Source organism: Streptomyces sioyaensis (genome assembly GCF_004122735.1).
Taxonomy (GTDB): domain Bacteria; phylum Actinomycetota; class Actinomycetes; order Streptomycetales; family Streptomycetaceae; genus Streptomyces; species Streptomyces sioyaensis.
In genome coordinates this window covers 1-9,900 of record NZ_SDIF01000075.1, presented here as the reverse complement: position 1 = coordinate 9,900, position 9,900 = coordinate 1, and the positions used below count along the sequence as shown (strand labels likewise).

General features: G+C 70.1%; 10 protein-coding genes and 1 pseudogene. 2 read left to right on the top strand and 9 right to left on the bottom strand.

Going from position 1 to position 9,900, the window contains the following annotated elements; genetic code table 11:
- Positions 1–3 precede the first annotated feature (3 nt).
- From EST54_RS22970 to EST54_RS22955, 4 genes are read right to left on the bottom strand one after another with little or no spacing between them, the layout of a single operon-like run.
- Positions 4–1,380: an NADH-quinone oxidoreductase subunit D gene (locus EST54_RS22970; protein WP_129249619.1), complete on the bottom strand. Its 1,377-nt coding sequence runs from the start codon at positions 1,378–1,380 to the stop codon at positions 4–6.
- Positions 1,380–2,162: an NADH-quinone oxidoreductase subunit C gene (locus EST54_RS22965; protein WP_129249618.1), complete on the bottom strand. Its 783-nt coding sequence runs from the start codon at positions 2,160–2,162 to the stop codon at positions 1,380–1,382. Before EST54_RS22965 ends, EST54_RS22970 begins: the two co-directional genes overlap by 1 nt.
- Positions 2,159–2,713: a NuoB/complex I 20 kDa subunit family protein gene (locus tag EST54_RS22960; RefSeq protein WP_129249617.1), complete on the bottom strand. Its 555-nt coding sequence runs from the start codon at positions 2,711–2,713 to the stop codon at positions 2,159–2,161. Before EST54_RS22960 ends, EST54_RS22965 begins: the two co-directional genes overlap by 4 nt.
- Before the next feature lie 9 nt (positions 2,714–2,722).
- A complete protein-coding gene (locus EST54_RS22955) occupies positions 2,723–3,082 on the bottom strand; it encodes an NADH-quinone oxidoreductase subunit A (RefSeq protein WP_006604811.1) in 360 nt (119 codons plus the stop codon).
- Positions 3,083–3,807: 725 nt separating this feature from the next.
- Between EST54_RS22955 and EST54_RS22950 the strand changes: the two genes are divergently transcribed.
- Together EST54_RS22950 and EST54_RS22945 are read left to right on the top strand one after the other, a co-directional pair.
- Complete coding sequence (locus EST54_RS22950) at positions 3,808–4,602, top strand: C40 family peptidase (RefSeq protein WP_129249616.1); 795 nt, start codon at positions 3,808–3,810, stop codon at positions 4,600–4,602.
- A gap of 305 nt (positions 4,603–4,907) precedes the next feature.
- A complete protein-coding gene (locus tag EST54_RS22945) occupies positions 4,908–5,765 on the top strand; it encodes an ATP nucleotide 3'-pyrophosphokinase (protein WP_174857498.1) in 858 nt (285 codons plus the stop codon).
- Positions 5,766–5,855: 90 nt separating this feature from the next.
- On the opposite strand, the gene EST54_RS22935 is transcribed toward EST54_RS22945, so the two are convergent.
- From EST54_RS22935 to EST54_RS22915, 5 genes and pseudogenes are all read right to left on the bottom strand, one after another.
- Positions 5,856–6,311 (bottom strand): carboxymuconolactone decarboxylase family protein, encoded by a 456-nt coding sequence (locus tag EST54_RS22935; protein WP_129249615.1) that lies wholly within the window; start codon positions 6,309–6,311, stop codon positions 5,856–5,858.
- Positions 6,312–6,457: 146 nt separating this feature from the next.
- Positions 6,458–7,822, bottom strand: coding sequence for a geranylgeranyl reductase family protein (locus EST54_RS22930; protein WP_129249614.1), 1,365 nt, complete (start codon positions 7,820–7,822; stop codon positions 6,458–6,460).
- Between the two features lie 109 nt (positions 7,823–7,931).
- Positions 7,932–8,633, bottom strand: coding sequence for a demethylmenaquinone methyltransferase (locus EST54_RS22925; protein ID WP_129249613.1), 702 nt, complete (start codon positions 8,631–8,633; stop codon positions 7,932–7,934).
- 93 nt (positions 8,634–8,726) lie between these two features.
- Entirely contained in the window at positions 8,727–9,317 is a 591-nt protein-coding gene (locus tag EST54_RS22920) for an imidazolonepropionase-like domain-containing protein (RefSeq protein WP_129249612.1), read from the bottom strand.
- Positions 9,318–9,324: 7 nt separating this feature from the next.
- Positions 9,325–9,900, bottom strand: a pseudogene (locus tag EST54_RS22915) (dehypoxanthine futalosine cyclase); the annotation flags it as partial.

The following is a 9,900-nucleotide window of genomic DNA, read 5'->3' as shown; positions in this document are numbered from 1 at the left end:
CGTTCACCGGTCGACGCCTCCCATCACGGGGTCGATGGACGCGACGGCGACGATGACGTCGGCGACCTGGCCGCCCTCGCACATCGCCGCCATGGCCTGAAGATTGGTGAAGGACGGGTCGCGGAAGTGCACCCGGTAGGGGCGGGTGCCGCCGTCGCTGACCGCATGCACGCCCAGCTCGCCCTTGGGTGACTCGACGGCCGCGTAGGTCTGTCCCGGCGGGACCCGGAAGCCCTCGGTGACCAGCTTGAAGTGGTGGATCAGGGCCTCCATCGAGGTGCCCATGATCTTCTTGATGTGGTCGAGGGAGTTGCCGAGACCGTCCGGGCCGAGGGCCAGCTGGGCGGGCCAGGCGATCTTCTTGTCCGCGACCATCACCGGGCCGGGCGCCAGCCGGTCCAGGCACTGCTCGACGATCCGCAGCGACTGGCGCATCTCCTCCAGCCGGATCAGGAACCGGCCGTACGCGTCGCAGGTGTCGGCGGTCGGCACCTCGAAGTCGTAGTCCTCGTAGCCGCAGTACGGCTGCGACTTGCGCAGATCGTGCGGGAGTCCGGCGGCGCGGACGATGGGGCCGGTGGCGCCGGTGGCCATGCAGCCGGCCAGGTCGAGATAGCCGATGCCCTCCATCCGGCCCTTGAAGACGGGGTTGCCGGTGGCGAGCTTGTCGTATTCGCCGAGGTTCTTCCGCATCTTCTTGACGAACTCGCGCACCTGGTCGACCGCCCCGGGGGGCAGGTCCTGGGCGAGGCCGCCGGGGCGGATGTAGGCGTGGTTCATCCGCAGGCCGGTGATCAGCTCGTAGATGTCGAGGATGAGCTCACGGTCGCGGAAGCCGTAGATCATGATCGTGGTGGCGCCCAGCTCCATCCCGCCGGTGGCGATGCACACCAGGTGGGAGGAGAGCCGGTTGAGCTCCATCAGCAGCACGCGGATCACCGAGGCCCGGTCGGGGATGTCCCCGGTGATGCCGAGCAGCTTCTCCACGGCCAGGCAGTAGGCCGTCTCGTTGAAGAAGGGGGTGAGGTAATCCATCCTCGTGACGAAGGTGGTGCCCTGCGTCCAGGTCCGGAATTCGAGGTTCTTCTCGATGCCGGTGTGCAGATAGCCGATGCCGCAGCGGGCCTCGGTGACGGTCTCGCCGTCGATCTCCAGGATCAGCCGGAGCACGCCGTGGGTGGAGGGGTGCTGCGGCCCCATGTTGACGATGATCCGCTCGTCGTCGGACTTCACGGCGGCGGCCGCGATCTCGTCCCAGTCCCCACCGGAGACGTTGTAGACGGTCCCCTCGGTGGTCTCCCGGGCGAGGGACTGCTGGGTGTCGAAGTCGCTCGCGGTGCGGTGGCCGTTCGAGGAGTGCGAGTGCGGTGCAGTAGTCATCAGCTGTACGACCTCCGCTGGTCGGGAGCCGGAATCTGGGCGCCCTTGTACTCGACGGGAATCCCTCCGAGCGGGTAGTCCTTGCGCTGCGGGAAGCCCTGCCAGTCGTCCGGCATCATGATCCGGGTCAGCGCCGGATGGCCGTCGAAGACGATTCCGAAGAAGTCGTAGGTCTCGCGCTCGTGCCAGTCGTTGGTCGGATAGACCTCGACGAGCGAGGGCAGGTGCGGGTCCGCGTCCGGGGCCGAGACCTCCAGCCGGACGAGCCGGTTGTGGGTGATCGAGCGCAGGTGGTAGACGGCGTGCAGCTCGCGGCCCGTATCGCCGGGGAAGTGGACTCCGCTCACGCCCGTACACAGCTCGAAGCGGAGCGCCGGGTCGTCGCGCAGGATCCTGGCGACCGCCGGCAGCGCGCCGCGCTCGATGTGGAAGGTCAGCTCCGCGCGGTCGACGACGGTCTTCTCGATGACGTTCTCGGGGACCAGGCCCTGTTCGTCGAGGGCGCCCTCCAGCTCGTCGGCGATCTCGTCGAATTCCCCGTACCCCTCCGACGCGTCCGGTCCGCCGTACGGCCGGCTGCTCGCGCCGGGCAGCCGGACGGTCCGGACGAGGCCGCCGTAGCCGGTGGTGTCGCCGCCGTTGTCGGCGCCGAACATCCCGCGGCGGGTGCCGATCACCTCGCCGGTGTCCTCGCGCTGCGCGGGCACGGCTTCTTCCTGGCCGTTCTGGCCGCTCTGGCCGGCCGGCTCGCCGGGACCCTCGGGGTTCTTCTGCTCACTCACCGCAGCAGCCCCTTCATCTCGATCAGCGGGAGCGCCTTGAGCGCCGCTTCCTCCGCCTCACGGGCGGCCTGCTCCCGATTGACCCCGAGCTTGGTGTGCTGGATCTTCTGGTGCAGCTTGAGAATGGCGTCCATCAGCATCTCGGGACGCGGCGGGCAGCCCGGCAGATAGATGTCGACGGGCACGATGTGGTCGACGCCCTGCACGATCGCGTAGTTGTTGAACATGCCGCCCGACGAGGCGCAAACCCCCATGGAGATCACCCACTTCGGGTCCGGCATCTGGTCGTAGACCTGCCGCAGCACGGGCGCCATCTTCTGGCTCACCCGGCCGGCCACGATCATCAGATCCGCCTGCCGCGGTGAGCCGCGGAAGACCTCCATGCCGAAGCGGGCCAGGTCATAGCGCCCGGCGCCGGTCGTCATCATCTCGATGGCGCAGCAGGCCAGCCCGAAGGTCGCGGGGAAGACCGAGGATTTGCGCACCCAGCCCGCGGCCTGTTCGACGGTGGTCAGCAAAAAGCCGCTGGGCAGCTTCTCTTCCAGTCCCATGTGTGCCCCCTAGTCCCATTCCAGGCCGCCACGACGCCAGACATAGGCGTAGGCGACGAAGACGGTGAGCGCGAAGAGGAGCATCTCGACGAGCCCGAAAAGCCCCAGGGCGTCGAAGGTGACGGCCCAGGGATAGAGGAAGACGATCTCGATGTCGAAGACGATGAAGAGCATCGCCGTCAGGTAGTACTTGATCGGGAAGCGGCCACCACCGGACGGATGTGGCGTCGGCTCGATCCCGCACTCGTACGCCTCGAGCTTGGCCCGGTTGTAACGCCTGGGCCCGACGAGGGTGGCCATCACGACGGAGAAGATCGCAAAGCCTGCCCCGAGGGCTCCCAGTACGAGGATGGGCGCGTAAGCGTTCACCGTCCTCGCTCCCTTCAGTCGACGATGACTGGATGGCGGTCCGCTCGGGCCCTCTGATCGCCCCGTGGAGATCGTGCACATGTGAGGCAGTTCACAAGCCCGAGCCGCCTGCATCTTATGCCCGTCGGTCTGTGATCTGCGACACGGGGATGACCTACGCCTTTGTGATCTCCACCACCCAGCGAAGGATCATGAAGTCGGATGAGCGGTGATCTTCATACGCGAAGCGTGCGAGTGATCACGAGAGGTGACATTCGCCTGGGTTACCGCTGGTCAGTGCGGTGTTGCCATTATCAAGTGAGAGGCGCTATGGGCAAATTGGTGCTGGACGCGGCCAACTGCTAGTGGAGGTCGGCCCGTAGCCGTGATCCGCTCGTGACCCCGTCGTGATCATCGGTACGTGCTTCGGTTCACGAGCGGCGGTCGGCGGCAGATCACGGGAACATAACGGACACTCAAGAGTGACCTATCCCACGCTATTTCACGCACTAAGTTCTTGACGTCCGGGAAGCCTTGGCGTGGCGGAGCCCGAAGTGGTAGGCGCCCGCCGGAACCGCATCGAGCAGCAAATGCCATGCGTAGGAACATGATCGCGAAATTCGGGCATCCCGCCGCGGGCTCGCCGGGCAGGCAAAAAGTCCGCTTTGTTCGCCGCGTACACGACAAGTGTGGCGCACTGCACCTTTGTTGGCAGCAACCAGCGGCTCCTGATAGCCGTAGTTGCCATGTCCCCGAACGCACTCATACCCAGCCACCGGAAGCCCCGCCGTCCTTCCGCGTCCTCGCGGGCGCTGCGTGCGGGAGTGACCGGTGGCTTCCTCACCCTCGCGGTGACCGGCGCCACCGTGCCGGCCAACGCCGCGGAAAAGCCCGTCTCCGAAACCCAGGAGATGCCGACGATCACGACGGCGCTGGCCACCAGCGCCGCGCGGAGCGCCGACACCGCTCAGCAGGTCGCGTTCAACTACGAGCGTCAGGCCCTCCAGGACAGCGCCCTCTCCAAGGCCGCCAAGTCCGCGGAGAAGCACAAGGCCGAGGCCGTGAAGAAGGCCAAGGCCGAGGCCAAGAAGAAGGCCGAGGAGGCCCGCAAGGCCAAGGAGGCCGCGCAGGCCCGGGCGTCGCGCTCCTCCGAGCGCACGACCCTGTCCGCGCCGTCCGGCGCCACCGGCACCTCCGCCACCCTCGTCTCCTTCCTGAAGGCGCAGCTCGGCAAGGCGTACGTGCTCGGCGCCACCGGCTCCTCGGCGTACGACTGCTCCGGCCTGACCCAGGCCGCGTTCAAGCAGGTCGGCATCGACCTGCCGCGGGTGTCGCAGGACCAGTCCACCGCCGGCACCCAGGTCGGCCTGGACAACCTCCAGGTCGGCGACCTCCTGTACTGGGGCAGCGCGGGCAGCGCCTACCACGTCGGTGTCTACATCGGTGACGGCAAGTTCATCGGTGCCCAGAACCCCAGCACCGGCATCGTCGAGCGCCCGCTCAGCTACGACCAGCCGACCGGCGCGGTGCGCGTCCTCTAGGACCGCCGCGCACCCGGTGCCGCACAAGGGCCGTCTCTCTCGCCGCTCGGGAGGGACGGTCCTTCGGCATGCCGTCCACCGGCCTGGTCGGCGGCGTGCGCGCGCTCGGCGCCCGACGGGTCCGCCATGCCGTCCGGCGGGCCATTCGCGCCGCGTGGCGCCACGATCGCGCCACGTACGGGTCGAAGTCCGCCCGTAGGAGCGACCGATGAACGGTGCGGAACGTTGCACCTCTCGCCATATGCCGCACATGTCCCCTCAAGGACGTCGCGCGGCATCCGTAGAGAGAGGACACGCGCGCTCCGATGAACATCCCCCGCACCGCCCGCCGGACCGTCACCCGGGCCGCGACGGCCGCCGCACTGGCCACCGCCCTCGGCCTGGGCGCCGTCCCCACCGCGACCGCGACCGCCCCGGCCCCCGCCCCGCACGCCGTATGGACCCCGGGCACCGACCCGGACGGCGGCTGGCACCAGGACGGACTGCGGCTGAAGGCCGCCGACAACCGGAAGGTGGACGCCTTCGTGGCCCGCGCCCGGCGGGCCGAGCGCTCCATCAGCCCCCAGATCCGCGCGATCGCCCGGATCAGCCATGCCGATCTGATCGGCTTCGACCAGCGGCTGAAGTCGCCGAACTCGCTCAAGCGGAAGGTCGCCACCTGGATGCACGAGTCGCCGGGGCAGTCGGTCGGCACCTCGCTCGGCATGATCAATGACGCGGTCCGCTACACCCTCCAGTGGCCGGCCGGGAAATACAGCCAGGGCGTGCACACCGCGGCCGACCTGCTGTCCGCCTGGGGCAACGACTCCACCCGCTGGGCCAACACCTGGAACCGGAGCAGCGGCTACAAGGCGATCAACTCCGCCTGGCGCGCGCCCCGCTCCGGCCAGCTCTTCGAGGTGCAGTTCCACACGCCCGAGAGCAAGGCGGCCCAGCTGCAGACGCACAAGCTGTACGAGGAGCAGCGGCTGCCGGGCACCCCGCCCGCGCGGGTGCGCGAGCTCCAGAACCAGCAGAACGCGATCTTCGCGGCGGTGCCGGTCCCGGCCGGCGCCGAGCGGCTGACCGCCCCGGCCCACCGGGTGGCCGACCCGTCCCGCCACCGGCCGGCCCCGGACCCGGCACGCCGCCTCCCGGCCCCGGCCCACGTCCCCGTCGGCTGACCGGACCGGTCCGGCACGGCGCCACCGGCGCTCACCCGCAGGTGGCGCCGTGGCCGGCCGGGGCACGTACGGCCGCGGCCGGCCGGCGGGTCACCAGCCCGCGCCCGCCGGCTGCCTGGTGGTCGCGTTGAGCCGGTTGAAGAGGTTGGTGACCCCGATCGTCAGGATGATCGCCGCCAGCTGCCGCTCGTCGAAGTGGTCGGCGGCGTCGTCCCAGACGGCGTCCGGCACCGGGTCGGCGCTGTCGGCGAGCCGGGTGGCCGCCTCGGTGAGCGCCAGGGCCGCGCGCTCGGCGTCCGAGAAGTACGGCGCCTCCCGCCAGGCCGCCACCGCGAACAGCCGCTCGTCACTCACCCCGTTCTTCCGGGCGCTCTTGACGCCCCCGTCGACGCAGAAGCTGCAGCCGTTGATCTGGCTGGCGCGCAGGTGCACCAGCTCCAGCGTCGCCTCCGGCACCCCGCCCTGACGCGTCGCCTTGACCACGTCGAGCAGGGGCTGCATGGCCTCGGGGAGGACCACTGCGGGGTTCTTCATCCGTGCGTTCATCACTGCTCTCCTCCGGAGATTCCGTCGTTGTCGCACTGACGGATCCCGGCCGGAGAATGTGACGGCGGCGGCCCGGAAAATTTCCCGGACCGCCGCCGCTGCTCAGCTGGCCGGTACCGTGCCTCCGCCCGGTGCCGGCCTGTTTGTCACGCCTTCGGTGCGACCTTGCTCAGACCGTTGATGATGCGGTCCATCGCGTCACCGCCCGTGGGGTCGGTGAGGTTGGCGAGCATCTTGAGCGTGAAGCGCATCAGCAGCGGGTGGGTCAGACCGCGCTGGGTGGCGACCTTCATGACCTTGGGGTTGCCGATGAGCTTCACGAACGCGCGGCCGAGGGAGTAGTAGCCGCCGTAGGTGTCCTTGAGGATCTTCGGATAGCGCTGCAGGGCCAGCTCGCGCTGCGCGTAGGTGGCGCGGGCGTGCGCCTGCACGATGACCTCGGCCGCGAGCGCGCCGGACTCCATGGCGTAGGCGATGCCCTCGCCGTTGAACGGGTTGACCAGACCGCCCGCGTCACCGACCAGCAGCAGGCCCTTGGTGTAGTGCGGCTGCCGGTTGAAGGCCATGGGGAGCGCAGCGCCGCGGATCGGGCCGGTCATGTTCTCCGGCGTGTAGCCCCAGTCCTCCGGCATGGACGCGCACCAGGCCTTGAGGATCTCGCGCCAGTCCAGCTCCCGGAAGGCGGAGCTGGAGTTGAGGATGCCGAGGCCGACATTGCTCGTCCCGTCGCCCATGCCGAAGATCCAGCCGTAGCCGGGCAGCAGCCGGTCCTGGGCGCCGCGGCGGTCCCACAGCTCCAGCCAGGACTCCAGGTAGTCGTCGTCGTGCCGGGGCGAGGTGAAGTACGTCCGCACGGCCACGCCCATGGGGCGGTCCTCGCGCCGGTGCAGCCCCATGGCCAGCGAGAGCCGGGTGGAGTTGCCGTCGGCGGCGACGACCAGCGGGGCGTGGAAGGTGACCGGGGTCTTGTCTTCGCCCAGCTTGGCGTGGACGCCGGTGATGTGGCCGGTCAGCTCGTGGACGATCGGCGCGCCGACGTTGCAGCGCTCGTACAGCCGCGCGCCGGCCTTCTGCGCCTGCCGGGCCAGCTGCTCGTCGAAGTCGTCGCGCTTGCGGACCAGTCCGTAGTCCGGGTACGAGGCCAGCTCCGGCCAGTCGAGCTGGAGCCGGGAGCCGCCGCCGATGATCCGCAGGCCCTTGTTGCGCAGCCAGCCCGCTTCCTCGGAGATGTCGATGCCCATCGCGACCAGCTGCTTGGTGGCGCGCGGGGTCAGCCCGTCACCGCAGACCTTCTCGCGCGGGAACGCGGTCTTCTCCAGCAGGAGCACGTCCAGACCGGACTTGGCGAGGTGATACGCGGTCGCCGAGCCGGCGGGCCCGGCACCGACGACGATCACGTCCGCACTGTGCTCCGAGCGGGCTGTGGTCACGGAATCGGTCACGGACGCGGACTCGGTCACGGTGCTGTCTCCCGGAAGTCGATATCTGGATTTCTGGGTGCCGACCGGCACCGGGCACGGGCAGTCTATGGGGGCCGTGGTGAGCAGAACCTGAAGGGTTGTGCCGTGACCCCGTGCCTCCCGCGCCCGCGAACCGCCCGCTGCTGGCTGCCTGCTGCCGTCAGCTCCCGGCCGGCTTGCGCCCCCGGTGCAGTGCCACGACGCCACCGGTCAGATTGCGCCAGGCCACCTCGGTCCAGCCCACGCCCTGGAGCCGGGCGGCGAGTTCGGGCTGGTTCGGCCAGGTGCGGATGGACTCGGCGAGGTAGACGTAGGCGTCCGGGTTGCTGCTGACCGCACGGGCGACCGGCGGCAGCGCACGCATCAGGTACTCGGTGTAGACGGTCCTGAACGGCGCCCAGGTCGGCTCGCTGAACTCGCAGATCACCAGGCGTCCGCCGGGCTTGGTGACCCGGTGGAGCTCGGCCAGCGCGGCATCGGTGTCCTGGATGTTGCGCAGCCCGAAGGAGATGGTGACCGCGTCGAACACCCCGTCCGCGAACGGCAGCCGGGTGCCGTCACCGGCCGTGAACGGCAGCCACGGGCGGCGCTTCTTGCCCTCGCCCAGCATGCCGACGGAGAAGTCGCAGGGCACGACGTACGCACCGGCCCCGGCGAACGGCAGCGAGGAGGTGCCCGTTCCGGCCGCGAGGTCGAGCACCCGCTCGGCGGGGCGGGCGGCCACCGCCCGCTCCACCTCCTTGCGCCACAGCCGCGCCTGCCCCAGGGAGAGGACATCGTTGGTGAGGTCGTACCGTGCCGCCACGTCGTCGAACATCGCGGCGACTTCGTGCGGCTGCTTGTCCAGGGATGCTCGGGTCACCCGGCCATTGTCCACCGTGCCCGGTCCCGGGCCCGCACCGGGCACGGCCGGACGCCGGAACCGGCGCCGCCGAGCGGCACGGGCCGCTCCGTTTCAGCGGCGGCGATGGACGAGACGGCCGGCCAGCACCGTGGCCAGCGCGCTGCCGTCCTCGGCGAAGACGGCGAAATCGGCCGCGGCGCCGACGGTCAGCGCCCGCGGGCGGCCGCCGGGCACCTCCGCGAGCCCGGACCGCTGGACGGCCGTACGGACCGCGGGCCGGGTGAACGGCCCGGTCAGCGCCGTCGTACCGAGGGCCAGCAGACGCTGCATGCCCCGGCGGGCGCTGGCGCCCCAGCGCGCCTCGGTCATGTCGAGCGCGGCGAGCGCCGCGCCCCCGATCGGCTCGCTGCCGAGCTCCCCGGCCTCGCGCGGGTCGGGGTGGTAGACGGCCTCCAGCAGCGCGGCGCCGTCCGGTTCGGTACGGCCGGGGGTCAGCACGCCGTCCCACTCCCGGACCCGCGCCCTCCCCCGAGCTCCCGACTGCGCCCGACCAGGGGGGATCCCCATGCCGTAGGCCGCGAGCAGTTCCTCGTACGGCCCGATGGCGGCGATCCGGCCGCCGTCGACGACGACCGCATGGCCGGCGGCCGACTCCCCGTCGGGGACGAGCCGGACACCGCGCACGCGGTGAAGTGTCAGCATCGCGGGGTCAGTTGGTCTCGACGAGCTTCAGCTCCGGATGGGCGGTGCCGCCCTCGATCGCCGTCGAGGACAGATGCGAGACGACCTTGTCGTCGACCGGGTCGTTGGCCGGGTCGTCGTGCACGAGCAGGTGCTCGTAGGTCGTCGCGCGCTGGGCCGGGACCCGGCCCGCCTTGCGGATCAGGTCGATGATCTCCGTGCGGTTGGAGCGGTGCTTGGCGCCGGCCGAGGAGACCACGTTCTCCTCCAGCATGATCGAGCCGAGGTCGTCCGCGCCGTAGTGCAGCGACAGCTGACCGATCTCCTTGCCGGTGGTCAGCCACGAGCCCTGGATGTGCGCGACGTTGTCGAGGAAGAGCCGGCCGATGGCGATCATGCGCAGGTACTCGAAGAGAGTGGCCTGCGTCTGGCCCTTCAGGTGGTTGTTCTCCGGCTGGTAGGTGTACGGGATGAAGGCGCGGAAGCCGCCCGTACGGTCCTGGACGTCGCGGATCATCCGCAGATGCTCGATCCGCTCGGCGTTGGTCTCGCCGGTGCCCATCAGCATCGTCGAGGTCGACTCCACGCCGAGTCCATGGGCCAC

Coding starts and splice junctions, on each gene's coding strand:
- EST54_RS22970 (WP_129249619.1), bottom strand. CDS start 1,380: ATGACTACTGCACCGCACTCGCACTCCTCGAACGGCCACCGCACCGCG.
- EST54_RS22960 (WP_129249617.1), bottom strand. CDS start 2,713: ATGGGACTGGAAGAGAAGCTGCCCAGCGGCTTTTTGCTGACCACCGTC.
- EST54_RS22950 (WP_129249616.1), top strand. CDS start 3,808: ATGTCCCCGAACGCACTCATACCCAGCCACCGGAAGCCCCGCCGTCCT.
- EST54_RS22945 (WP_174857498.1), top strand. CDS start 4,908: ATGAACATCCCCCGCACCGCCCGCCGGACCGTCACCCGGGCCGCGACG.
- EST54_RS22935 (WP_129249615.1), bottom strand. CDS start 6,311: ATGAACGCACGGATGAAGAACCCCGCAGTGGTCCTCCCCGAGGCCATG.
- EST54_RS22920 (WP_129249612.1), bottom strand. CDS start 9,317: ATGCTGACACTTCACCGCGTGCGCGGTGTCCGGCTCGTCCCCGACGGG.